The organism is Streptomyces sp. NPDC040622, assembly GCF_055593965.1.
Map to the genome: position 1 here is coordinate 210,433 of NZ_JBVIXD010000012.1, position 22,870 is coordinate 233,302.

Sequence of the window (22,870 nt, forward strand, 5' to 3'; positions counted from 1 at the left end):
TGGCCTATGGTGTAATTGGCAGCACGACGGTTTCTGGTTCCGTTAGTCTAGGTTCGAGTCCTGGTAGGCCAGCTCGCAGAGCTCATCTGCAACCGCGGATCTCATCCGCAGGCCCCCGTTGTGTAGCGGCCTAGCACGCCGCCCTCTCAAGGCGGTAGCGCCGGTTCGAATCCGGTCGGGGGTACAGATCCTTCCCGCGGGGACAGATCGGGTCGCACCCACTGTTTCTGATGCAGGATCGCTAGGGCCCCCGTTGTGTAGCGGCCTAGCACGCCGCCCTCTCAAGGCGGTAGCGCCGGTTCGAATCCGGTCGGGGGTACGGTTGGTACTGGACCTGGTCTAGACCACATTGGGCTATGGTGTAATTGGCAGCACGACGGTTTCTGGTTCCGTTAGTTTAGGTTCGAGTCCTGGTAGCCCAGCTGGATCAAGTGAACAAGCAAGATCCTTGCCCCCGTTGTGTAGCGGCCTAGCACGCCGCCCTCTCAAGGCGGTAGCGCCGGTTCGAATCCGGTCGGGGGTACAGAACGGCAAGGGGCCTTCCCATTCGGGAGGGCCCCTTCGTCGTTTCCCGCTCGCGGGCGGCCCGCTCGTCCCCGGCGTCGCTCACTCCTGCGCGTCCCGCTCGCCGAAGCGGCGGTGGGACTCCTCGGCCTGGGCGATGCGGCGCAGGCTCAGCAGCACCGGCTCGTACAGCACCGTGAGCGCGACGGCCGCCTCCAGCTGGCGGTCGGGCGACTCGTACCGCTCGATCAAGTCCAGGTCGGACACCGCGAGTTGGCGACCCGCGTGCGCATAGGGCGCCAAGTCCTCGACGGCGCACGGATATCCGAGCCGGGAGAGCGTGGCGACCGCGGTCACCAGCATCCGGTAGGCCGGGGATCCCTGCCCGTACCCCTGCGCGTACGGCCAGTCGAGCCGCGCGAGCAGCGCGTCCACCGTGCGGCGCGCCTCCTCGGTCACCTCGTCGTCCTCGGTGGGCTCCGGACCGTGCGGCAGTGCCCAGACCGCCGTGCCCAGGCGGGAGTTGTGATCCAGCGACTCGTCCTCCAGCGCGGTCAGGACCTCGCGCGCGGACGCGATCGGAACCCGGCCCACCTGGATCAGCGCCCGTACGAGGCGGAGTCGCTGCACGTGGGAGTCGTCGTACTCGGACTGTGTCGCCGTCACGCGCTGCCCCGGCGGCAGCAGTCCCTCGCGCAAGTAGTACTTGATCGTCGCCGTGGGGACCCCGCTGCGCCGGCTCAGCTCCGCCAGCCTCATCGGACCGTGCTCATCGACTCGTGCCCATCCTGTCGTGCCTCCTCTTGCGTCCCTCTTTGGAGAGTGGCACTATCCAATCATGGATAGCGGAACTATCCAATGTTCGGCCAAGGCTCCGTCAAGGGGGAACCGCCATGAGCAGCAAGCCGATCGAAGGGCGCATGACCGCCGACGCACAGGGAGGCGTGGTCGTCTTCCACATCGGGATGCGCATCAACGACGTCCTCGCCGTACGCAGCTGGTGGCCCGTCTGCCTGGCCATGCCGCGGATGCTCAAGGAACTGTCGCGGGACCGGGGGAGCGGCATGCTGGGATACCGGCTCCTGCTGGGCGGGCCCCGCGTGCTGTACGTCGTCCAGTACTGGGAGTCGCCGGAGAAGCTGCTGGCCTACTCGGCGGCGGCGGACAAGGAGCACCGGCCCGCGTGGGCGGCCTTCAACCGGCGGATCAAGGACGGCAAGGGCAAGGTCGGCTTCTGGCACGAGACGTTCGTCGTGCCGGCCGGCGCCCATGAGGCGGTCTACGTGAACATGCCGCCGTTCGGCCTGGGCGAGGCGACCGGCGTGATTCCGGTGGGTCGTCGCGGGGAACGGGCGGCCGACCGCCTGAAGGCCACCGCCTGAAGTTCACCGCTTCGCAGAGGCGCGAACGCGGACACGAATACGGACACGAATACGGACACGAACACCGGCGCGAGCGCGGAAAAGCGCCGGAAGGGGCCGCCGCGGCGTTGAGGCGGTTCCTTCCGGCGCTTGTGTGTGTGCCCGCTCGAAGTGGCGCCCCCGTGGCGCCGGGCTGGGTCAGCCGGTGCGGCGCAGGGCCTCGGAGAGGCGGCCCGCCGCGTCGATGACCGCCTGTGCGTGCATGCGGCCGGGGTGGCGGGTCAGCCGCTCGATGGGTCCGGAGACCGAGACGGCGGCGACCACGCGGTTCGAGGGGCCGCGCACCGGTGCGGAGACGGACGCGACGCCCGGCTCGCGCTCGCCGATCGACTGGGCCCAGCCCCGGCGGCGTACACCCGAAAGGGCCGTGGCCGTGTAGCGGGCGCCCTGGAGGCCGCGGTGCAGGCGCTCCGGCTCCTCCCAGGCCATCAGGATCTGGGCGGACGAGCCGGCCTTCATCGTGAGCGTCGAACCGACGGGGACGGTGTCCCGCAGGCCCGAGAGGCGCTCGGCGGCCGCCACGCAGATGCGCATGTCGCCCTGGCGGCGGTAGAGCTGCGCGCTCTCGCCCGTGACGTCGCGCAGGTGTGTGAGGACCGGGCCCGCCGTGGCGAGCAGGCGGTCCTCGCCCGCCGCCGCCGCGAGCTCGGCGAGGCGAGGGCCCAGAATGAAACGGCCCTGCATGTCCCGCGCCACCATCCGGTGGTGTTCCAGTGCCACGGCCAGGCGATGGGCCGTGGGTCGTGCGAGCCCGGTGGCCGCGACCAAGCCCGCGAGGGTGGCCGGACCGGACTCCAGAGCGCCCAGGACAAGGGCTGCCTTGTCCAGGACGCCGACGCCGCTAGAGTTGTCCATGCGTCGATACTCGCGTCTCACTCTGTGAAACGCAAGTTCAATTTTCCGTGGAACGCGCCACTCTGTACGAGCGATCCGCGGACCAACGGATCGGCGGTCGACGTGCGGCACGAGGGGTACGCGCGTCGGCGAACGGATTCTCTAGTTGGGCCGGCGATGCGGCCGGTCGGAGGGAAAGCGATGGGTAGGACACTCGCGGAGAAGGTCTGGGACGACCACGTCGTCCGGCGCGCCGAGGGCGAGCCCGACCTCCTCTTCATCGATCTGCACCTGCTGCACGAGGTGACCAGCCCCCAGGCCTTCGACGGCCTCCGCCAGGCAGGCCGCCAGGTGCGGCGGCTCGACCTCACCATCGCGACCGAGGATCACAACACCCCGACCCTCGACATCGACAAGCCCATCGCCGACCCGGTCTCGCGGGCCCAGCTGGAGACCCTGCGCAAGAACTGCGCCGAGTTCGGCGTGCGCCTGCACCCGCTGGGCGACGTCGAGCAGGGCGTCGTCCACGTGGTGGGACCGCAGCTGGGACTGACCCAGCCCGGCACCACGGTGGTCTGCGGCGACTCGCACACCTCCACCCACGGCGCCTTCGGCGCGCTGGCGTTCGGCATCGGCACCTCCCAGGTCGAGCACGTGCTCGCCACCCAGACGCTGCCGATGTCCCGCCCGAAGACCATGGCCATCACCGTCGACGGCGAACTGCCCGACGGCGTCACGGCCAAGGACCTGATCCTCGCGATCATCGCGAAGATCGGCACCGGCGGCGGCCAGGGCTACGTCCTGGAGTACCGCGGCCCGGCCATCGAGAAGCTCTCGATGGAGGCCCGCATGACCATCTGCAACATGTCCATCGAGGCGGGCGCCCGCGCCGGGATGATCGCCCCGGACGAGACCACCTTCGACTACATCCAGGGCCGCGCCCATGCCCCGCAGGGCGAGGACTGGGACGCCGCGGTCGCGTACTGGAAGACCCTGAAGACCGATGACGACGCGGTCTTCGACGCGGAGGTCTACATCGACGCCGCCTCGCTGGCGCCGTTCGTGACCTGGGGCACCAACCCGGGCCAGGGAGCGCCGCTTTCGGCGACCGTCCCCGATCCGGCTTCGTACGAAGACGCTTCGGAGCGGTACGCCGCCGAAAAGGCCCTGGAGTACATGGGGTTGACCGCAGGGCAGCCGTTGCGGGACATCAAGGTCGACACCGTCTTCGTAGGTTCGTGCACCAACGGCCGTATCGAGGATCTGCGGGCGGCGGCCTCCATCGTGGAGGGCCGCAAAGTCGCCGACGGCGTGCGGATGCTGGTCGTCCCGGGCTCGGTCCGGGTCGCGCTGCAGGCCATCGACGAGGGTCTGGACAAGGTCTTCACCGCCGCGGGGGCCGAATGGCGGCACGCGGGCTGCTCGATGTGCCTGGGCATGAACCCCGACCAACTGGCGCCCGGCGAGCGCTCCGCCTCCACGTCGAACCGCAACTTCGAGGGCAGGCAGGGCAAGGGCGGACGCACCCATCTGGTCTCCCCGCAGGTCGCCGCCGCCACCGCGGTCACCGGCACCCTCGCCTCGCCCGCCGACCTGTCCGACGCCCCCGTGACCGCCGGAGTCTGAGAGCCATGGAAGCATTCACCAAGCACACCGGCCGGGCCGTTCCGCTGCGCCGCAGCAACGTCGACACCGACCAGATCATCCCCGCCCACTGGCTGAAGAAGGTCACCAGGGATGGCTTCGAGGACGGGCTCTTCGAGGCCTGGCGCAAGGACTCCGAGTTCGTCCTCAACCGTCCCGAGCGCCAAGGCTCCACGGTCCTGGTGGCCGGACCCGACTTCGGCACCGGATCCTCCCGTGAGCACGCGGTGTGGGCGCTGCAGAACTTCGGCTTCAAGACCGTCATCTCGTCCCGCTTCGCCGACATCTTCCGCGGCAACTCGCTGAAGAACGGCCTGCTCACCGTGGTGCTCGACCAGAAGGTCGTGGACGCGCTCTGGGAGCTGACGGAGAACGACCCGCAGGCCGAGATCACCGTCGACCTGGAGGACCGCCAGGTCCGCGCGGAGGGCATCACCGCCGACTTCGAGCTCGACGAGAACGCCCGCTGGCGCCTCCTGAACGGCCTGGACGACATCAGCATCACCCTGCAGAACGAGCCGGACATCGCCACGTACGAGTCCGGACGGCCCTCGTACAAGCCGCGGACGGTGCGGGTCTGACACCCCGCAACACCTCGCAACACCCTGATGTACCCCCAATCGTGGACGGTTGGGGGTACATCTGTGTGCGCCCTCCCGGGGGCGCCCGCTGACCTGAACGGGTGGTCTCAACTCCCGTGCCCGAGAAGGAAGAAGAGGCTGGAAATCCCCTTGTACTCGGCGGGACGGGGTACCCTCAGGAAGTCGGCGGACGGCGGCAGTTACCCCCTGCGGAGGCGACAACTCGCCCCAGATGGCACAATCGGTGCATGGGACGTGACAGCCAACTCGAGCTCTACGGGCTCGTCGCGGACCAACTGAAGGAAGCGCACGCAAGGGTGCGCGCACTGCAAGTCCCGGAGGGCGTACGGATGGCGCTGACCCGGAAGCTGCTGGTCATTACGGCCGCGGCCAAACACGATCTCGCCGATGCGGCAAGGCGTCTGGAGCGATTGATGGCGTCCCTCGACGAAGCAGACGAGGGCCGATTCCCCCAAGACAGCTGATCCGCAGCCTCAACGGGCCTTCGAGGAACTCTGAGATGGGCCACTTCGTTGCGGCACAAGGGTGATTAGCCCGTTTCGTGTTTGATTTGCGGTATATATCTGCCTAACGTGCGAAAAAGCCGGAGTATTTCGCTCCCGGCAATGTCTCCGAAGGGGAAGACGTGAACAAGGCGCAGCTCGTAGAAGCGATTGCCGACAAGGTGGGCGGCCGCCAGCAGGCAGCCGACGCCGTCGACGCGGTCCTGGACGCCGTCGTCCGTGCCGTGGTCAGCGGGGACCGGGTTTCGGTCACCGGCTTCGGCTCGTTCGAGAAGGTCGACCGTCCGGCCCGTTACGCCCGCAACCCCCAGACCGGGGAGCGCGTGCGGGTCAAGAAGACCTCGGTTCCGCGCTTCCGCGCTGGTCAGGGCTTCAAGGACCTGGTCAGCGGCTCGAAGAAGCTCCCGAAGAACGACGTCGCGGTCAAGAAGGCCCCCAAGGGCAGCCTGACCGGCGGAGCTTCGGCGACGGTCAAGAAGGCCGCGGCCAAGAAGGCGACCACCGCCAAGAAGGCGACCACCGCCAAGAAGGCGACGGCCAAGAAGGCCGCCACCGCCAAGAAGGCCACCGCCAAGAAGACCACGGCGACGGCGAAGAAGGCGGCCACGGCCAAGAAGGCGACGGCGAAGAAGGCCGCCACCGCCAAGAAGGCCACGGCCACCACCACGGCGAAGAAGGCCACGGCGAAGAAGACCACCGCCAAGAAGGCCGCTCCGGCGAAGAAGGCGACCGCCAAGAAGACCGCGCCCGCGAAGAAGGCGACGGCCAAGAAGGCGCCCGCCAAGAAGTCGACGGCGCGCAAGACGACCGCCAAGAAGGCCACGGCCCGCAAGAAGTAAGGGCACGAAGGCACTCACGCGCCGGGCCGGACTCCCACGGGGGAGCCCGGCCCGCGTCGTGTGTCCGTGCGGAGTCGGGGTGCGCCGGGCCCGGAGCGTGCGCCCGGGTTCAGAACGTCTGCAGGGTCACCAGGGTGATGCGGCGGGCCTCGGCCCCGCCGTCGACCTCGATGCGCACCCGCTGCCCCGGCCGCAGCAGCCGCAGCCCGCCCGCGTCGAACGCGGCGGCCTCGAAGGGCACGGGGGTCCCGTCGTCGAGCAGCACGCTGCCGCTGCGGGTCTCGGAGTCGTAGGTGTACGCGGTCGCCTGCATGAGGAGCAGCGTACTCAGTCGGCGATGAGCAACCGGGCCGCGGCCGCCGACGTACGCGGTCCCACGCCCAGGGAGAGCGCGGCCCGCAGGTCGTCCCCGGTATCCACGTCCTGGCGCACGGAATCCACGCCGTCGAGCGCGAGTTCCACGGCCCCCGAGGCCGTGTGCCGACTCCGTGAGGCCGTGCCGAACGCGGGACGCAATTCCACTCCCGGCGCCGCACACAGCAGTGTCGTCCCGATTCCCGCGGCATCCGGCATGAATGCGCGGGGGAATAGGGCGGCGCCGTCGAGGGCGCGGGCCAATTCCGGGGGCCGCAGCGCCGGCAGATCGGCGTTCAGGGCCGCCACGGGCGTCTGGGGGCGTTCGGCGCGCACGCGGGCCGCTCCGTGCGCCAGAGCGGCGTTCAGGCCCCCGCCCGGCTCGTCGGACACGATCCTCGCCCCCAGCGCGGCCAGCTCGCGCCCCGCCAGGGCGTCGCCCGTGACGACCGCCACACCCCGCACCGAGCGGCACGCGAGCGCGGCAGCCACCGTGTCCTGCGCGAACGCCAGGGCGAGGCCGGGGCGCAGACCGTCACCGGAGGCGGCGGCGAGCCTGCTCTTGGCGCGCGCCAGCGGTTTCAGGGGGATGACCAGGGTCCACTGCACGGGCGCTCCGTCCTTCTCGTCGAGCCCATTGTGACCTGCTGGGGTGGTGGCGTACGGGAGAGCGGCCAGGGGGCGGTGTGCGGCGCCCCGTGACAGGGGCGGGTGGCGGGAGACGGGTGGGCGTACGGTGTTCTCGACAGACCGGCAGCCTGGGGCGACACTTGTGCGGCCGACCAGGTTCATGGAGGAAGGTGTCCGCGTGTCCCGCCGCAGAATCGGCTTCTGGTACCGCCTCGCGGCGGTCATTGCAAAACCGCCGCTGGTGGTTCTGTTCAAGCGGGACTGGCGTGGAATGGAACACATTCCGGCCGACGGTGGATTCATCACCGCCGTGAATCACAACTCGCATATCGACCCGTTCTCCTACGCGCACTTCCAGTACAACACCGGACGAGTGCCGCGTTTCCTGGCAAAGGACGGGCTTTTCAAGCGCGGGTTCGTCGCCAAGGTCATGAAGGGCACGGGCCAGATCCCGGTCTACCGCGAGACCACGAACGCGCTCGACGCCTTCCGCGCCGCGGTCGACGCCATCGAGCGCGGCGAGTGCGTCGCCTTCTACCCCGAGGGAACCCTCACCAGGGACCCCGACATGTGGCCGATGACGGCCAAGTCCGGTGCCGCGCGGGTCGCCCTGAAGACCAAGTGCCCGGTGGTCCCCGTCGCCCAGTGGGGCGCCAACCTCGCGCTCCCGCCGTACAGCAAGAAGCCCGCCTTCTTCCCGCGCAAGACCCTCCAGGTGAAGGCCGGACCGCCCGTCGACCTGTCGCGCTACTACGACAAGGAGCCGACGCCCGACGTCCTGCGGGCGGTGACCGAGACCATCATGGCCGCGATCACCGAACTCCTGGAGGAGGTCAGGGACGAGAAGGCCCCCGAGACGCCGTACGACCCGCGCACGGCACGGCTGGAACAACGACGCAAGGCAGCCGGCCGCAGTGCCGCGCAGAGCACCGCAGAGAGCACCCCGGAGGACAGCAAGTGACGAACCCCGTGAACTCGGCAGGCCCGGTGAAGGCCGCCGTCTTCGGAACGGGCTCCTGGGGCACGGCCTTCGGCATGGTCCTCGCCGACGCCGGCTGCGACGTCACCCTGTGGGGCCGCCGCGCCGAACTCGCCGACGCGGTCAACTCCACGCGCACCAACCCGGACTACCTCCCCGGCGTCCGGCTCCCCGAGAACCTCCGGGCGACCACCGATCCGGCCGATGCCGCGGCCGGCGCCGACTTCACGATCCTCGCCGTGCCCTCGCAGACGCTGCGCGGGAACCTCGCCGAGTGGGCGCCGCTGCTGGCCCCCCGCACCGTCATCGTCTCCCTCATGAAGGGCGTCGAACTGGGCTCCGCGATGCGGATGAGCGAGGTCGTCGAGGACGTCACGAAGGTCCCCGGGGAGCGGATCGCCGTCGTCACCGGGCCCAACCTCGCCCGGGAGATCGCCGCACGGCAGCCCGCGGCCGCCGTCGTCGCCTGCCGGGACGAAGCGGTCGCGCAGCGCCTCCAGACGGCCTGCCACACGCCGTACTTCCGGCCGTACACGAACACCGACGTGGTCGGCTGTGAACTCGGCGGTGCCGTCAAGAACGTCATCGGTCTCGCCGTGGGCATCGCCGACGGCATGGGCCTCGGCGACAACGCCAAGGGCTCGCTCATCACGCGCGGCCTCGCGGAGACCACCCGCCTCGGCCTCGCCATGGGCGCCGACCCGCTGACCTTCTCCGGCCTCGCGGGCCTGGGCGACCTGGTGGCCACCTGCTCCTCGCCGCTGTCGCGCAACCACACCTTCGGCACCAACCTCGGCAAGGGCATGACCCTGCAGGAGACCATCGCGGTCACCAAGCAGACCGCGGAGGGCGTCAAGTCCTGCGAGTCCGTGCTGGATCTGGCGCGCAGACACGGTGTCGACATGCCGATCACGGAGACGGTCGTCGGGATCGTGCACGAGGGAACGCCCCCGGTGGTCGCCCTCAAGGACCTCATGTCGCGCAGCGCCAAGCCCGAGCGCCGCTGACGGCACGCCTGACTACGTTCGGGCCAACGGGTACTCTCAACGCGATATGAGCAGCGAGAACCTCCCCCAAAGCCCTGAGCAGCCGCTCCGCAAGCCGCGTGTGGCCGTCGTGTTCGGCGGTCGCAGCTCGGAGCACGGCATCTCCGTCGTCACGGCCGGTGCCGTGCTGCGCGCCATCGACCGCTCCAAGTACGACGTCCTGCCGATCGGCATCACCACGGACGGCCGGTGGGCGCTGACCGCGGACGAGCCCGAGCGGATGGCCATCGCCGACCGCCGGATGCCGAACGTCACCGAACTGGCCGACTCCGTGGAGGGCGGCGTCGTGCTTCCGGTCGACCCGGGCAACCGTGAGGTCGTCTACAGCGAGCCCGGCTCCGTTCCCAAGGCGCTCGGCGAGGTCGACGTCGTCTTCCCGATGCTGCACGGTCCCTACGGAGAGGACGGCACCCTCCAGGGTCTGCTCGAACTCTCCGGAGTGCCCTACGTAGGCTCCGGAGTCCTCGCCTCGGCCGTCGGCCAGGACAAGGACTACATGAAGCGGGTGTTCACCTCCTTCGGCCTGGACGTCGGGCCGTACCTGGTGATCCGCCCCCGCGAGTGGCAGCAGGACGAGGCGGGCGCCCGCCGGCGTATCGCGGAGTTCGCGGGCGAGCACGGCTGGCCGCTGTTCATCAAGCCCGCGCGCGCGGGCTCCTCGATCGGCATCACGAAGGTCGACTCCTTCGACGGCCTCGACGCGGCGATCGCGGAGGCCCAGCGCCACGACCCGAAGATCCTCGTCGAGGCGCTGCTGCGCGGCCGTGAGATCGAGTGCGGTGTCCTGGAGTTCGAGGACGGCCCCCGCGCGAGCGTCCCGGCCGAGATCCCGCCGGTGCAGTCGCACGACTACTACGACTTCGACGCGAAGTACATCGACTCGACTCCCGGGATCGTGCCGGCCCCGCTGACGCCGGAGGAGACCGCTGAGATCCAGCGGCTCGCCGTCGAGGCGTTCGAGGCGGCGTCCTGCGAGGGTCTGGTGCGCGCGGACTTCTTCCTCACCGAAGACGGCCGGTTCGTCATCAACGAGATCAACACGATGCCGGGCTTCACGCCCATCTCGATGTACCCGCAGATGTGGGAGAAGAGCGGAGTCGGCTACGCGGAGCTGGTGGACCGCCTCATCCAGGCGGCCCTCAACCGCTCCACGGGGCTGCGCTAGCGCTCCGGCGCCCCGGTGGCGCTCAGGCGATCCCCTTGGGGATGGCCTTCTTGACGGGGGCGGCGAAGTCCGTGAGCGGGCCCAGGCCGTCCCCCGTCCGCTCCTTGGGCAGCGTCACCTCCACGTAGGCGAGGCGCGCCCCCGTGGTGAAGGTGTAGGAGCCGTCGTCGCGCTTCTGCAGCAGCCAGGCGACACCGTTCACCCGCACCCCGTTCTTCGCCGCGTAGGCGGGGTCGATCATCTCGGGGGGCCGCTGCACGCCGCAGCGCAGTATGATCGCCGGGTCTCCCCACCCCGCGGTGAGAGCGGACTTGGGGCCGGGGTCGGTGCGCCCCAGCCCTTCGACCTTCTCCGGGAGCTGTTCGTGCAGGTCCCGGCAGAGTCCCGCGGCCTTCGCGGCCGGGGACGGAACCACCACTGACGCCTCGTCGTCCGTAGATGAGCAGGCCGCTGTCGTGATCAACAGGGCGAGGGCGGACGTTCCTGTGAGGCAGCGGCGCCGGAGGTGGGGGAAGTTCACCGGGCCAGGGTAGACGGGGGCTACAAGTGCACGACCGGGCAGGTCAGAGTTCGGGTGATGCCGTCCACTTGCTGGACCTTGGCGACCACCATGCGGCCGAGTTCGTCGACCGTGTCCGCCTGCGCGCGCACGATGACATCGTAGGGTCCGGTCACGTCCTCGGCCTGGATCACTCCTGGGATCTTGCCGATCAGCTCGGCGACGGTCGACGCCTTGCCGACCTCTGTTTGGATCAGGATGTACGCCTGTACCACGGAACCTCCAGGGCGGCCACGAGGATCATGTGGGGGAGAAAGGGACGCCACGGTACCGCGTCGCCGCACGCCGCGGGGAGACCCGGGTGACCTGTGGCGCGCACATCGTGGTGGACGGCCAGCAGAAGTTGACGGTCACATCGACCGTACCGACGACAGAGACGGCTCGCGACCGGGGGCCGGGCAGCGTGAAAGGGCATGGTGAGACTCGGTGAAGGGATCCGTGGGCGAGTTGGGGGAGTTCGGGCTCATCAGAGAGCTCACCTCGCGGCTTACCTCCACTCCGGCCGTACGGCTCGGCCCGGGCGATGACGCCGCGGTCGTGTCCGCGCCGGACCGCAGGGTCGTGGCGAGCACCGACATCCTCCTGGAAGGGCGGCATTTCCGCCGCGACTGGTCCACCGCCTACGACGTGGGCCGCAAGGCCGCCGCGCAGAACCTCGCCGACATCGCCGCCATGGGTGCCGTGCCGACCGCGCTGCTGCTCGGCCTGGTCGTGCCCGCCGAGCTCCCCGCGAGCTGGCCCACCGAGCTGATGGACGGCCTCAGGGACGAGTGCCAGGTCGCGGGGGCGGCCGTCGTGGGCGGCGACGTCGTGCGCGGCGACACGATCACCGTCGCGATCACCGCCCTGGGCGACCTGCGCAACCACGAACCCGTCACGCGCGCGGGGGCCCAGCCCGGCGACGTCGTCGCCGTGACGGGCTGGCTCGGCTGGTCCGCCGCCGGGCACGCCGTGCTCTCCCGCGGCTTCCGCTCGCCGCGCGCCTTCGTGGAGGCCCACCGCAGGCCCGAGCCGCCCTACCACGCGGGCCCCGCGGCCGCCGGTCTCGGCGCGACCTCCATGACGGACGTCAGCGACGGCCTGATCGCCGACCTCGGGCACATCGCCGACGCCAGCAAGGTGCGCATCGACATCCGCTCCGGGGACGTCGACGTGCCCTCGCAGATGAACGACATCGGGCAGGCCGTCGGCGTCGACCCGCTGCAGTGGGTGCTCAACGGCGGCGAGGACCACGCGATCGTGGCGACGTTCCCGCCGGACGTGAAGCTGCCCGCCCGCTGGAAGGTCATCGGCGAGGTCCTGAACCCCTCCGCGCTGCCTCAGGTGACCGTCGACGGCGCCCCGTGGGCCAGCAAGGGCTGGGACCACTTCGGGGACGACGGGGACGACGGGTGAGCGTCCCGCCCCGGTCCTGACGCCGGCAGGAGGTTCGTGCGCACCGAGGCCGCCCAACTCGCCCCTCACGGACGAGGGTTCAAAAAGGCGTGGTCCCGCGCAGGGGAGCCGTGGCCCCGCGCGGGCAGCGGCACGTACTCCTTGAGTACCAGGTCGCCGGCCGCCTTCTCCGTCAGCTTCTTGAAGAAGCCGGCCAAAAGGCGCGAGCTGAGCATGCGGTACGCGCGGTCGCGGCTGCGGATCTTCTTCTCGGTCGGCGGGGCGAGGAAGGGCCCGGCGTTGCCCGAGGACTTCTGGCAGCCCTTGGCGTAGTCGCGGATCAGCGCCTCGTAGGAGGCGAAGCCGACCCGGTGGTCCCCGCGTGCCGCCGCGAGCTCACCGGCCAGGACGTACGCGGCCACCAACGCGGTGCCCGTCCCCATGCCGCCCATCGTGGCGCCGTACCCGGCGTCGCCGAGCAGCACCACACGGCCCTGGGAGAGGCGGTCGACGTGGATCTGCGCGATGGCGTCGAAGTACAGGTCCTCGGCGTCCTGGAGGCCTTCCAGGGCCTTGGCGGCGTGCGTCCAGCCCATGCCCGCGAACCGTTCCGCGAGGATCTCCTTCTGCCGGTCGACGTCGTGCCGGTCGTGGTCCAGCGGCGCGGACCGGAAGACCAGGCCCACCCCCGCCCGGTCCGGATCGCCGTCATAGTTGTTGATCATGACGGTGCGGCCCGGCTCGCTGTAGATGCGGGCGGTGCGGTCGAGTCCGAGATGGTTGGGGACGCCGAAGCCCGCCACGTAGTACCCGAGGTGGCGCAGGTACCGGGACTCGTCGCCGAAGGCCAGACGGCGGGTGTGCGAGTGCAGCCCGTCGGCCCCGACGACGAGGTCGAAGCGGCGGGGAGCGCCGCGGTCGAAGGTCACGTCGATGCCTTCGGAGTCCTCGGTCAGCGAGGCGACGGAGTCCCCGAAGACGTACTCCACGCGGTCCGCGGTGCGTTCGTACAGGATCTGGGAGAGGTCGCCGCGGAAGATCTCCACATCGCCGCTCATCAGGAACGCGGGCAGATCGACGCGCTCCGTGCCGTCGGCCTCCACGAGGGTCTGCCGGCCCATGTGCGTCTGCCTGCGGTGCACCTCGTCCCAGATGCCCGTGCGCCGCAGCACCGTGCGGTGGACGTCGCCGCGGAAGTCGACGGCGAAGCCGCCCTCGCGCAGGGCGGGCGCCTTCTCCAGGACAGTGACACGGGCTCCGTAACGGGCGAGCCAGAGAGCGAGGGCGGGGCCCGCGACGCTGGCCCCGGAGATCAGGACCTTCAGGTGGGCGAGGCTGGTGGCGGTGGCGGTGGCGGTGTCCGGGCTCTTCTTCGGGTGCGTCGAGTTCGTCATGCCGCAAGCGTCCGGGGGACCCCTGACCGTTCGCCTACCGTTTCCTGACCGCCGCTGACCGCAGGCTCCTGCCCTGCTCGAAGGCCTTCTCGTACGCCTGCGGGGACAGCCCCGCGCGGGCGGCCTCCTCGACGGCCACGACGTCGGGGTCGCCCGCGATCAGCGTGCCGCGCAGGCCGTGGGCGGCGCCCAGGAGCCGGGCCGCCTCCTCGGGGCCGACGGCGACGGCCGCCAACGCCTCGGCCACCTCCGCGAGCGTGCCGATGCCCGAGTCGAGGATGCCCGAGTCGAGAGTGCCGGAGTCCGTGGCCCGCCCGCCCGTGCCCCAGGCCAGGGCGCGGGCCTGCTCGAACCAGTCGGCGGCCGCCTCCGTACGGGACTCGGCGAGCGCCGCACGGCCGAGCCCGACCAGGGTCCGCACGCTCTCGCCGAGGCTGAACCAGTTGGCGGCGCACAGCTCCAGAGCGGCTTCGTAGTGCTCACGCGCGCGTGCCGGGTCGCCGGACAGCCGGGCCACGTTCCCCAGGCCGCGCCGGGCGATCGCCACCTTGTCGGGGACCCCGACCGTGCGGGCCAGGGCCGCCGCGTGCGTGTAGTGGGCTGCGGCCTCCTCGTAGTCGCCCCGGTGCAGCAGGACGGTGGCGCGCTGGTTCAGCAGGTCGGCGGTCTCCTCCGGAGCCCCCAACTCCCTGACGTGGAGCAGGCCTTCGTCGAGCAGGGCGAGCGCCTGCTCCCGGTCGCCCCGCCAGTCGGCGAACATGCCCAGCGGGTCGAGACAGTTGGCCGTGCCCCAGCGGTCGCCGGTCCTGCGGAAGTCCGCCAGGGACCGGGCGAAGGCCGCCTCCGCCGCCTGGGCGCGGCCGGCGAACATCTCCTGGAAGCCCAGTCCGAGATCGAGGAGGGCCACACTCCAGGGGTGGTCGCCGACCTGGGCCCGCACCCGGTCCGTCCGCGACCGCGCGGGGCCGCCCGCCACCGACCAGAGGACGACCAGGTACGGCAGCCGCAGCGGCCCTTCGAGAGCGTCGAACAGCTCGTCCGCGCGCGTGAGGCGTGCCGGTTCGCCGGGGTCGTCGCCGTCGCCCACGATCGTGTTGATCAGACAGAGGACGTACTCCTCAAGGAGGCCATCGGGCGGCACGGGGCCCACGGCGTCCAGGAGTTCGACGGCGAGGGCCGTCCGCTCCCCGTAGCGGCCGCGCAGCCGCCAGTACCAGGACAGTGCGGCCATCAGCCGGAGCCCGTCGTGCGGCTCGGCACGGGTCAGGTGGCGCAGCGCCGCGTCGAGGTTCGTCACCTCGGCGTCGAGCCGGGCCAGCCAGGGCAGTTGCGCACGGCCGCGCAGCAGCGGCTCGGCGGCCTCCGCCAGCCGCAGGAAGTACGCCGCGTGCGCGGCCCGCAGCCGCTCCTCCTCGCCGGCGCCGGCCAGGTGCCCCGCGCAGAACGCGCGGATGGTCCGCAGCATCCCGTAGCGCCCGTCGACCACGTCGAGGAACGACTTCTCCACGAGGGAGGCGAGCAGATCCTCCGGGTGCGGGATCCCGCAGACCGCTTCCACGGCGTCGCACGTGGCCCCTCCGGAGAACACCGTCAGCCGGCGGGCCAGCTCCCGCTCCTCGTCGTCGAGCAGTTCCCAGCTCCACTCCACGACCGCGTGCAGGGTGCGGTGCCGGGGCGCCTTGGTGCGGTCGCCGCGCGAGAGCAGCCGGAAGCGGTCGCCGAGCCGTGCGGCGAGCTCCTCCAGGGTGAGGGTGCGCAGGCGGGCGGCGGCCAGTTCGATGGCGAGCGGCAGCCCGTCCAGGGCCGCGCAGATCTCGTCGGTCAGTCGCCGCTCGCGTTCGTCGCGGGGGCCCGCCAGGTCGGGGCGTACGGCGGCGGCCCGCTCGGCGAAGAGGCGGGCCGCGGGCCCGGCGGCCAGCGGCGGCACCGGCCACAGGGCCTCGCCCGTGATGCCGAGCCCCTCCCTGCTGGTGGCGAGCACCCGCACACCCGGGCAGGCCCCGAGCAGCAGTCCGGCGACCCGGGCCGCGTCGTCGACCAAGTGCTCGCAGTTGTCCAGGACGAGCAGCAGCTCACGGCCGTGCAGCGCGGACAGCAGCCGCTCAGTGATGTCGCCGCCCTGGGTGTGGAAGCCGTCCCGCACGCCGAGCGCCGCGAGGATCGCGTACGTCACCCGGGAGCCGTCGGCGAGCGGCGCCAGCTCCACGAAGCAGACGTCGGGCAGCGCGCGGGCCGCCTCCACCGCGAGCCGCGTCTTGCCCGCGCCGCCCGGCCCCGTGAGCGTCAGGAGCCGGTGCCCGCCCAGCAGCGAGCCGATCCGCGCGAGCTCCTCGGCCCGGCCGACGAACCGCGTCAGCTGCGCGGGCACGCCCCGCTGCCTGGCCGGCTCCCGGCCCTGGAGCAGCTCCAGATGGAGCGCGGACAGCTCGGGGGAGGGATCCGTGCCGAGCTCGTCGGCGAGGGCACGCCGGGCGTCCTCGTAGGCGCTGAGCGCCTGCGCGGGCCGCCCGCCCGCATGCAGCGCCCGCATCAGCTGTCCGTGCAGCCGCTCGCTCAGCGGGTGCACGGCGATCAGCTCGCGCAGCTCAGGGACGAGCTCGGCGCCGCCGCCCAGCGCGAGATCCGCCTCGATCCGGTCCTGCACGGCGGTCAGCCGCAGCTCGTCCAGGCGTACGGCCAGGGGGAGGGCGTCCGGCAGATCGGCGAGCGCGGGCCCGCGCCACAGGCCGAGCGCCTCGTTCAGGAGGTCCGCGGCACGGCGGTGGTCCCCGGACGCGAGGGCCCGGTGGCCCTCGTGGGCCAGCCGCTCGAAGCGGTGCAGGTCGACGTCTTCGGGGGAGACGGCGATGCGGTAGCCGGTGGGGACGGCCTCGATGGCCAGGCCGAGGCGCTTGCGCAGCCGGGATACCTGGGACTGCAGGGCGTTCGCGGCGCCCGCGGGCGGCTCGTCGCCGTAGAGGCGGCCGGTCAGCCCCGTCGCGGAGACCGCGCGGCCCGCGTCGAGGAGCAGCAGGGTCAGCAGCGCGCGGGGGCGCGGCCCGCCGGGATCGAGCGGGGTGCCGTCGGGGGCGCGTACGTCGAGGGGGCCGAGGATGCCGAAGCGCATCCGCCAGATTCTGGCAGCCCCCACGCGCGCGTGGGGGAGCGAAGGCGTGCAGACCTACAGGGGGGCCGGGACATGCGAAGGGGGGCCGGGACATACGAAAGAGCCGGTTCCCCGAAGGGAACCGGCTCTTTCAGCAACCAGCTAGGTGGCCGCGCTGACGTCAGCGCGAGACCTTGCCGGCCTTGATGCACGAGGTGCAGGCGTTGAGGCGCTTCGGCGTCCCGCTCACCACGGCACGCACACGCTGGATGTTCGGGTTCCAGCGACGGGGCGTACGGCGGTGCGAGTGCGAGATGTTGTTGCCGAAGCCCGGCCCCTTGCCGCAGACGTCGCAGTTGGCAGCCACGGGTCACTCCAAAGACTTCAGATGCACTTACGGTTAATCCCGGCATGCCGGGATCAGTGCAATGATCGGAGTGGCGTTGCCAGGAGGAATGTCCCGATGTGTATCGGGCAACCGGAGCAGCATACAACGACTGCTTCGGTACAACGAAACTACCATGGCTCGTCCGTCCCCCGCCCCGGGCCCGCTGTTCACCCTGGGTCTACGCTGCGTCCATTCCGGATGGTCAAGGAGGCGAACAGGTGCCGCAGAACCTCGACGCGGTCGCGGTGCGCGCCTGGTGCCGACTGGCTCTGGACGCCCTCGGCAGGGCGCGCGAGGAGATCGACTCCATCAACGTCTATCCGGTCGCCGACGGGGACACGGGGACGAACCTCTATCTGACCGTGGAATCCGCCTCGCAGGCGGTCGACGCGGCGTTCACGGGCCACGATCCGGCCCTCCCTTCACTGGCCGAGACGGTGCGCGCGATGGCGCACGGAGCGCTCATCGGGGCCCGCGGGAACTCGGGCACGATCCTGTCGCAGCTGCTGCGGGGGATGGCCCAGGTCATCGGCGGTGCCGACGGCACTGACAGCACGGTCAGCACCGAGGCCGGTGAGGCAGATCACGCCGACGGGCCGGCCCTGGAACTCGCACTGCGGCAGGCGGCCGACTCCGCCTACCAAGCGGTCGCCCACCCCGTGGAGGGCACCGTCCTGACGGTGGCCACGGCGGCGGCGAAGGCGGCTGCGGGCACCGCAGGCGACTGCGGCACGGTCGCCAGGGCGGCGTACGAAGGCGCCTGCGCGGCCCTGGAGGCGACGCCGGGACAGCTCGCGGTGCTCGGGCGCGCGGGAGTGGTGGACGCCGGCGGCCGGGGGCTCGTCGCGGTCCTGGGGGCGCTGGTCGCCGCCCTGGCGGGCGAGACCGTGGTCCCCAAGGGCGCGGAGAGCCCGCACACACGCGTGGCGGCCGTCGAGTGCGAGGAGCCGCCCGCCGACGAGGGCGGCCCCGCCTTCGAGGTGATCTACCTCCTGGAGGCGGACGACGCCGCCGTCACCCGGCTGCGGGCCCGCCTCGACCGGCTCGGCGACTCCCTCGTCGTGGTCGGCGGCGACGGCCTCTGGAACGTCCACGTGCACGTCGACGACGCGGGAGCGGCCGTCGAGGCGGGCGTGGAGGCGGGCCGCCCCCACCGCATCCGCATCACCCACTTCGGGGTCGGCGACGCCCACACCACCGCGCAGCCGCCCCGCGAGCGCGCGGGGCGGGCCATCGTCGCCGTCGTGCCCGGCGAGGGCCTCGCCGGGCTGTACGCCGAGGCCGGCGCCACCACCGTGCCCGCGCGCGTGGGGGAGCCGCCCGTCAGCGGCGAGCTCGTCGACGCCATCCGGCGGGCCCACGCCCGCGAGGTGGTGCTCCTGCCGAACGACGCCGAGCTGCGGCACACGGCGGCGGCCGCCGCCGAGCAGGCCCGCACGGAAGGCGTCCGGGTCGCGCTGATCCCCACGCGCTCCGCGGTCCAGGGCATCGCGGCCATCGCCGTGCACGAGCCGGACCGCCGCTTCGACGAGGACGTCGTCGCCATGACCTCCGCGGCCGGTGCGACCCGGTACGGCGAACTGGCCGTCGCCGAGCGGCAGTCCTGGACGATGGCGGGCATCTGCCAGGCCGGGGACATGCTCGGCATCATCGACGGTGACGTCGCGGTGATCGGCTCCGAGGTGGCCCGCACCGCCGTGTCCGTCCTGGACCGCATGCTGTCGGCGGGCGGCGAGATGGTCACGCTCGTGCTCGGCGAGTCCGTGCCCGACACCGTCGCCGACCACCTGGAGAAGCACGTGCGCGAGGCGTACCTGGCCGTCGACACCGTGGTCTACCGCGGCGGACGCCAGGCGGCGCTGATGCTGATCGGCGTCGAGTAGCGGCGCGAGCGGGCGCGGGAGCGCGCGGGCGGAGACGGACAAGACCCGGCACGGCGGCCCCGGCTGACACGGCGTACGGACGGTGGATCCGGGGGACGTTCGGCGGATTGTCAGTGCCGTGGTGTGCAATGGATCTCGTGCCCGCGCTCGAAGAACCCCTGAAGAAAGTGGTCGGCCCCGCCACGGCGAAGGTGATGGCCGACCATCTCGACCTGCACACGGTCGGCGACCTCCTGCACCACTACCCCCGGCGCTACGCCGAGCGCGGTGAGCTCACGCGCCTCGCCGACCTCCCGCTGGACGAGCACGTCACGGTGGTCGCCCAGGTCGCGAGCGCGCGCATCCTGACGTTCAACGGCGGCAGGGGCCAGCGCCTCGAGGTCACGATCACCGACGGCAGCGGACAGGTCCAGCTCGTCTTCTTCGGCCGCGGCATCCACAAGCCGCACAAGGACCTGCTGCCCGGCACCCGCGCGATGTTCGCGGGCAAGGTGTCGGTCTTCAACCGCAAGATGCAGCTGGCCCATCCCGCGTACGAACTGCTGAAGGCCGACGCCGACGAGGTCGGCGAAGCCGTCGGCTCCTGGGCCGGTGCCCTCCTGCCGATCTACCCGGCCACCGCCAAGCTGGAGTCCTGGAAGATCGCCAAGTCGGTCGACATGGTCCTGCCGAGCGCCCAGGAGGCCGTGGACCCGCTGCCGCCCGCGCTCCGCGACGACCGCGGTCTCCTCCCGCTCACCGAAGCGCTCCTGAAGATCCACCGGCCGCACTCGAAGGCGGACATCGCCGCCGCCCGCGACCGCCTGAAGTGGGACGAGGCCTTCGTCCTCCAGGTCGCCCTGGCCCGACGGCGGTACGCGGACGCGCAGCTGCCCGCCGTGGCCCGCAGGCCCCAGGAAGGCGGCCTCCTCGACGCCTTCGACGCCAAGCTGCCCTTCACGCTCACCGAGGGACAGCAGAAGGTCTCCGGGGAGATCTTCGACGACCTCGCGACCGAGCACCCGATGCACCGCCTCCTGCAGGGAGAGGTCGGCAGCGGCAAGACCATGGTCGCCCTGCGCGCCATGCTCGCCGTCGTGGACGCGGGCGGGCAGGCCGCGATGCTCGCGCCCACCGAAGTCCTCGCCCAGCAGCACCACCGCTCCATCGTGGAGATGATGGGCGAGCTGGCCGAGGGCGGCATGCTGGGCGGCACCGAGCACGCCACGAAGGTCACGCTGCTGACCGGCTCCATGGGGACGGCCGCCCGCCGCCAGGCCCTGCTCGACCTGGTGACCGGCGAGGCCGGGATCGTCATCGGCACTCACGCGCTGATCGAGGACAAGGTCCAGTTCCACGACCTGGGCCTGGTCGTCGTCGACGAGCAGCACCGCTTCGGCGTCGAGCAGCGTGACGCCCTGCGCGGCAAGGGCAAGCAGCCCCCGCACCTGCTGGTCATGACCGCCACGCCCATTCCGCGCACGGTGGCGATGACGGTCTTCGGCGACCTGGAGACCTCGGTCCTCGACCAGCTCCCCGCCGGACGCTCGCCGATCGCCAGCCATGTGGTCCCGGCCGAGGACAAGCCCCACTTCCTGGCCCGCGCGTGGGAGCGCGTGCGCGAGGAGGTGGAGAACGGCCACCAGGCGTACGTGGTCTGCCCGCGGATCGGCGACGACGTCGACGATCCCGCAGACAAGGCCGGCAAGACGGGCAAGACCGACAAGAAGGCGAAGAAGGCCGAGAAGAAGGCGGAGGAGGAGGCCACCGCGGAGAAGCGGCCCCCGCTCGCCGTCATCGAGGTCGCCGAGCAGCTCGCCCGCGGCCCGCTGCAGGGGCTGAGGATCGAGGTCCTGCACGGCCGTATGCAGCCCGACGACAAGGACGCGGTGATGCGCCGCTTCGCCGCGGGCGAGACGCAGGTCCTGGTCGCGACGACCGTCATCGAGGTCGGGGTCAACGTCCCGAACGCCACCGCCATGGTGATCATGGACGCGGACCGATTCGGCGTCTCCCAGCTGCACCAGCTCCGCGGCCGCGTCGGCCGCGGTTCGGCCCCCGGCCTCTGCCTCCTGGTCACCGACATGCCCGAGGCCAGCCCCGCCAGGGGCCGCCTCGGCGCCGTCGCCTCGACGCTCGACGGCTTCGAGCTCTCCCGCATCGACCTGGAGCAGCGGCGCGAGGGCGACGTGCTCGGCCAGGCCCAGTCCGGCGTCCGCTCCAGCCTGCGCATGCTCGCCGTCATCGAGGACGAGGAGGTCATCGCCGCCGCCCGCGGGGAGGCGGTCGCCGTGGTAGCCGACGACCCCGAACTGGAGCGGCTGCCCGCCCTGCGCACCGCCCTGGACGCCCTGCTCGACGCGGAGCGCGAGCAGTACCTCGACAAGGGCTGACCCGGCCGGCGCGGGCTGACGAGGGCAGACGCCCGCGCACGCCATATCGTGGAGCCGGACCACCCCTCAGCCAGAAGGAATCAGATGACCCGCGTGATCGCCGGCACGGCCGGCGGACGCCGCCTGGCCGTCCCGCCGGGCAACGGCACCCGCCCCACGTCCGACCGCGCGCGCGAGGGCCTCTTCTCCACCTGGCAGGCACTCCAGGGCACGCTCGACGGAGCACGCGTCCTCGATCTCTACGCGGGTTCAGGCGCCGTCGGCCTGGAGGCGCTGTCCCGGGGGGCGGCGCACACCCTGCTCGTCGAGGCGGACGCCAGGGCGGCGCGCACCATCCGGGAGAACGTGCGGGCGGTCGCGCTGCCCGGTGCCGAGGTGCGGGCGGGCAAAGCCGCCCAGATCGTCCGGGAAGGGACCCCGGCCGGCCCGTACGACCTGGTCTTCCTCGATCCTCCGTACGCCGTCGGCGATGACGATCTTCGGGAGATCCTGCTCACACTCCGTTCGGGGGGCTGGCTCACGGGCGACGCGCTCGTCACCGTTGAACGCAGTACAAGAGGCGGAGAATTCGGCTGGCCGGAGGGTTTCGAGGCCCTCAGGTCCCGTCGCTACGGCGAAGGGACGTTTTGGTACGGTCGCGCCGCCTCTACGTGCGACGACTCCAGCGTCGCGCCATGACCGGACCGGAGAGCGAGGGACTCACGTTGCGCCGCGCAGTCTGTCCGGGGTCGTTCGACCCCATCACCAATGGACACCTCGACATCATCGCCCGCGCCTCCAAGCTGTACGACGTGGTGCACGTCGCGGTGATGATCAATCAGTCGAAGAAGGGCCTGTTCGAGATCGACGAGCGGATCGAACTGATCCGCCAGGTGACCGCCGACTTCGGCAACGTCGAGGTGGAGGCCTTCCACGGCCTGCTCGTCGACTTCTGCAAGCAGCGCGACATTCCGGCCATCGTCAAGGGCCTGCGCGCGGTCAGCGACTTCGACTACGAACTCCAGATGGCCCAGATGAACAACGGGCTCTCGGGCGTCGAGACCCTCTTCGTCCCGACCAACCCCACCTACAGCTTCCTCTCCTCCTCGCTGGTCAAGGAGGTCGCGGCCTGGGGCGGCGACGTCGCGCACCTGCTGCCGCCCGTGGTCCACGAGGCCCTGGTCGAACGCCTGGGCAAGAAGTGACGCCCCCGCCGGGGCGCCGGCGGCCCGTGCGCTGACGGCTCGTCACCCGGTGTCGGACGGGCGGCCAGTGGCCTTACAGTCGTCCCGTCCGTCTCCCAACCAGCTGTAGA

General features: G+C 71.4%; 22 protein-coding genes and 5 tRNA genes. 18 read left to right on the forward strand and 9 right to left on the reverse strand.

Features of this window, described 5'->3' with window-relative positions; genetic code table 11:
• The 5 genes from ACZ592_RS32480 (at position 1) to ACZ592_RS32500 (ending at position 523) form a co-directional block, all read left to right on the forward strand.
• Positions 1-72 (forward strand) — tRNA-Gln (locus ACZ592_RS32480).
• A gap of 39 nt (positions 73-111) precedes the next feature.
• Positions 112-184 (forward strand) — tRNA-Glu (locus tag ACZ592_RS32485).
• Positions 185-246: 62 nt separating this feature from the next.
• Positions 247-319 (forward strand) — tRNA-Glu (locus ACZ592_RS32490).
• Positions 320-350: 31 nt separating this feature from the next.
• Positions 351-422 (forward strand) — tRNA-Gln (locus tag ACZ592_RS32495).
• Positions 423-450: 28 nt separating this feature from the next.
• Positions 451-523, forward strand: a tRNA-Glu gene (locus ACZ592_RS32500).
• An 83-nt stretch (positions 524-606) separates the two neighbouring features.
• Here the strand turns inward: ACZ592_RS32500 and ACZ592_RS32505 are convergent.
• Positions 607-1,263, reverse strand: coding sequence for a MerR family transcriptional regulator (locus tag ACZ592_RS32505; RefSeq protein ID WP_471585262.1), 657 nt, complete (start codon positions 1,261-1,263; stop codon positions 607-609).
• Between the two features lie 134 nt (positions 1,264-1,397).
• Between ACZ592_RS32505 and ACZ592_RS32510 the strand changes: the two genes are divergently transcribed.
• Positions 1,398-1,886: a DUF4188 domain-containing protein gene (locus ACZ592_RS32510; RefSeq protein ID WP_471585263.1), complete on the forward strand. Its 489-nt coding sequence runs from the start codon at positions 1,398-1,400 to the stop codon at positions 1,884-1,886.
• A 177-nt stretch (positions 1,887-2,063) separates the two neighbouring features.
• On the opposite strand, the gene ndgR is transcribed toward ACZ592_RS32510, so the two are convergent.
• Positions 2,064-2,780 carry an IclR family transcriptional regulator NdgR gene (gene ndgR / locus ACZ592_RS32515; RefSeq protein ID WP_471585264.1) on the reverse strand — a complete coding sequence of 239 codons (717 nt, stop codon included), beginning with the start codon at positions 2,778-2,780 and terminating at the stop codon, positions 2,064-2,066.
• Between the two features lie 180 nt (positions 2,781-2,960).
• Between ndgR and leuC the strand changes: the two genes are divergently transcribed.
• From leuC to ACZ592_RS32535, 4 genes are all read left to right on the forward strand, one after another.
• Complete coding sequence (leuC, locus tag ACZ592_RS32520; protein WP_471585265.1) at positions 2,961-4,385, forward strand: 3-isopropylmalate dehydratase large subunit; 1,425 nt, start codon at positions 2,961-2,963, stop codon at positions 4,383-4,385.
• A gap of 5 nt (positions 4,386-4,390) precedes the next feature.
• Entirely contained in the window at positions 4,391-4,984 is a 594-nt protein-coding gene (gene leuD, locus ACZ592_RS32525; RefSeq protein WP_471585266.1) for a 3-isopropylmalate dehydratase small subunit, read from the forward strand.
• A 248-nt stretch (positions 4,985-5,232) separates the two neighbouring features.
• A complete protein-coding gene (locus tag ACZ592_RS32530; protein ID WP_471585267.1) occupies positions 5,233-5,469 on the forward strand; it encodes an SCO5555 family protein in 237 nt (78 codons plus the stop codon).
• 161 nt (positions 5,470-5,630) lie between these two features.
• Complete coding sequence (locus ACZ592_RS32535) at positions 5,631-6,347, forward strand: HU family DNA-binding protein (RefSeq protein ID WP_471585268.1); 717 nt, start codon at positions 5,631-5,633, stop codon at positions 6,345-6,347.
• A 109-nt stretch (positions 6,348-6,456) separates the two neighbouring features.
• Here the strand turns inward: ACZ592_RS32535 and ACZ592_RS32540 are convergent, their stop codons facing one another.
• Both ACZ592_RS32540 and cofC read right to left on the reverse strand, forming a co-directional pair.
• A complete protein-coding gene (locus ACZ592_RS32540) occupies positions 6,457-6,660 on the reverse strand; it encodes a hypothetical protein (protein ID WP_471585269.1) in 204 nt (67 codons plus the stop codon).
• A 14-nt stretch (positions 6,661-6,674) separates the two neighbouring features.
• Complete coding sequence (cofC, locus tag ACZ592_RS32545; protein ID WP_471585270.1) at positions 6,675-7,310, reverse strand: 2-phospho-L-lactate guanylyltransferase; 636 nt, start codon at positions 7,308-7,310, stop codon at positions 6,675-6,677.
• Positions 7,311-7,509: 199 nt separating this feature from the next.
• On the opposite strand from cofC, the gene ACZ592_RS32550 reads away from it, so the two are divergent.
• Genes ACZ592_RS32550 through ACZ592_RS32560 form a run of 3 tightly spaced genes read left to right on the forward strand, consistent with a single transcriptional unit; the run spans position 7,510 to position 10,521 of the window.
• Positions 7,510-8,292, forward strand: a complete 783-nt coding sequence (locus ACZ592_RS32550; RefSeq protein WP_471585271.1) for a lysophospholipid acyltransferase family protein — start codon at positions 7,510-7,512, stop codon at positions 8,290-8,292.
• Positions 8,289-9,317: an NAD(P)H-dependent glycerol-3-phosphate dehydrogenase gene (locus ACZ592_RS32555; protein ID WP_471585272.1), complete on the forward strand. Its 1,029-nt coding sequence runs from the start codon at positions 8,289-8,291 to the stop codon at positions 9,315-9,317. The genes ACZ592_RS32550 and ACZ592_RS32555 overlap by 4 nt, the downstream gene beginning before the upstream one ends.
• A gap of 46 nt (positions 9,318-9,363) precedes the next feature.
• On the forward strand, positions 9,364-10,521 hold the full coding sequence (locus tag ACZ592_RS32560; protein WP_471585273.1) for a D-alanine--D-alanine ligase family protein: 1,158 nt from the start codon (positions 9,364-9,366) through the stop codon (positions 10,519-10,521).
• A gap of 22 nt (positions 10,522-10,543) precedes the next feature.
• On the opposite strand, the gene ACZ592_RS32565 is transcribed toward ACZ592_RS32560, so the two are convergent.
• Complete coding sequence (locus ACZ592_RS32565) at positions 10,544-11,041, reverse strand: DUF3515 domain-containing protein (protein WP_471585274.1); 498 nt, start codon at positions 11,039-11,041, stop codon at positions 10,544-10,546.
• Between the two features lie 20 nt (positions 11,042-11,061).
• Positions 11,062-11,295, reverse strand: coding sequence for an Lrp/AsnC family transcriptional regulator (locus ACZ592_RS32570; protein ID WP_016642988.1), 234 nt, complete (start codon positions 11,293-11,295; stop codon positions 11,062-11,064).
• 211 nt (positions 11,296-11,506) lie between these two features.
• Between ACZ592_RS32570 and ACZ592_RS32575 the strand changes: the two genes are divergently transcribed.
• Positions 11,507-12,475 carry a thiamine-phosphate kinase gene (locus ACZ592_RS32575; protein ID WP_471585275.1) on the forward strand — a complete coding sequence of 323 codons (969 nt, stop codon included), beginning with the start codon at positions 11,507-11,509 and terminating at the stop codon, positions 12,473-12,475.
• Positions 12,476-12,540: 65 nt separating this feature from the next.
• Here ACZ592_RS32575 and ACZ592_RS32580 read toward each other — a convergent pair whose 3' ends face one another.
• From ACZ592_RS32580 to rpmB, 3 genes are all read right to left on the reverse strand, one after another.
• Positions 12,541-13,848, reverse strand: coding sequence for an FAD-dependent monooxygenase (locus ACZ592_RS32580; RefSeq protein ID WP_471585276.1), 1,308 nt, complete (start codon positions 13,846-13,848; stop codon positions 12,541-12,543).
• Positions 13,849-13,882: 34 nt separating this feature from the next.
• The gene (locus ACZ592_RS32585; RefSeq protein ID WP_471585277.1) at positions 13,883-16,954 is read right to left on the reverse strand and encodes an ATP-binding protein; all 3,072 of its coding nucleotides are present in this window, start codon (positions 16,952-16,954) and stop codon (positions 13,883-13,885) included.
• A 160-nt stretch (positions 16,955-17,114) separates the two neighbouring features.
• Complete coding sequence (gene rpmB, locus ACZ592_RS32590) at positions 17,115-17,300, reverse strand: 50S ribosomal protein L28 (protein WP_016642993.1); 186 nt, start codon at positions 17,298-17,300, stop codon at positions 17,115-17,117.
• A gap of 239 nt (positions 17,301-17,539) precedes the next feature.
• Here rpmB and ACZ592_RS32595 point away from each other — a divergent pair, with 239 nt between their 5' ends.
• The 4 genes from ACZ592_RS32595 (at position 17,540) to coaD (ending at position 22,760) form a co-directional block, all read left to right on the forward strand.
• Complete coding sequence (locus tag ACZ592_RS32595; protein ID WP_471585278.1) at positions 17,540-19,204, forward strand: DAK2 domain-containing protein; 1,665 nt, start codon at positions 17,540-17,542, stop codon at positions 19,202-19,204.
• A 128-nt stretch (positions 19,205-19,332) separates the two neighbouring features.
• On the forward strand, positions 19,333-21,576 hold the full coding sequence (recG, locus tag ACZ592_RS32600) for an ATP-dependent DNA helicase RecG (RefSeq protein ID WP_471585279.1): 2,244 nt from the start codon (positions 19,333-19,335) through the stop codon (positions 21,574-21,576).
• Between the two features lie 48 nt (positions 21,577-21,624).
• A complete protein-coding gene (rsmD, locus tag ACZ592_RS32605; protein ID WP_471585280.1) occupies positions 21,625-22,254 on the forward strand; it encodes a 16S rRNA (guanine(966)-N(2))-methyltransferase RsmD in 630 nt (209 codons plus the stop codon).
• 26 nt (positions 22,255-22,280) lie between these two features.
• On the forward strand, positions 22,281-22,760 hold the full coding sequence (gene coaD / locus ACZ592_RS32610; RefSeq protein WP_471585353.1) for a pantetheine-phosphate adenylyltransferase: 480 nt from the start codon (positions 22,281-22,283) through the stop codon (positions 22,758-22,760).
• The last annotated feature ends 110 nt before the right edge of the window (positions 22,761-22,870 follow it).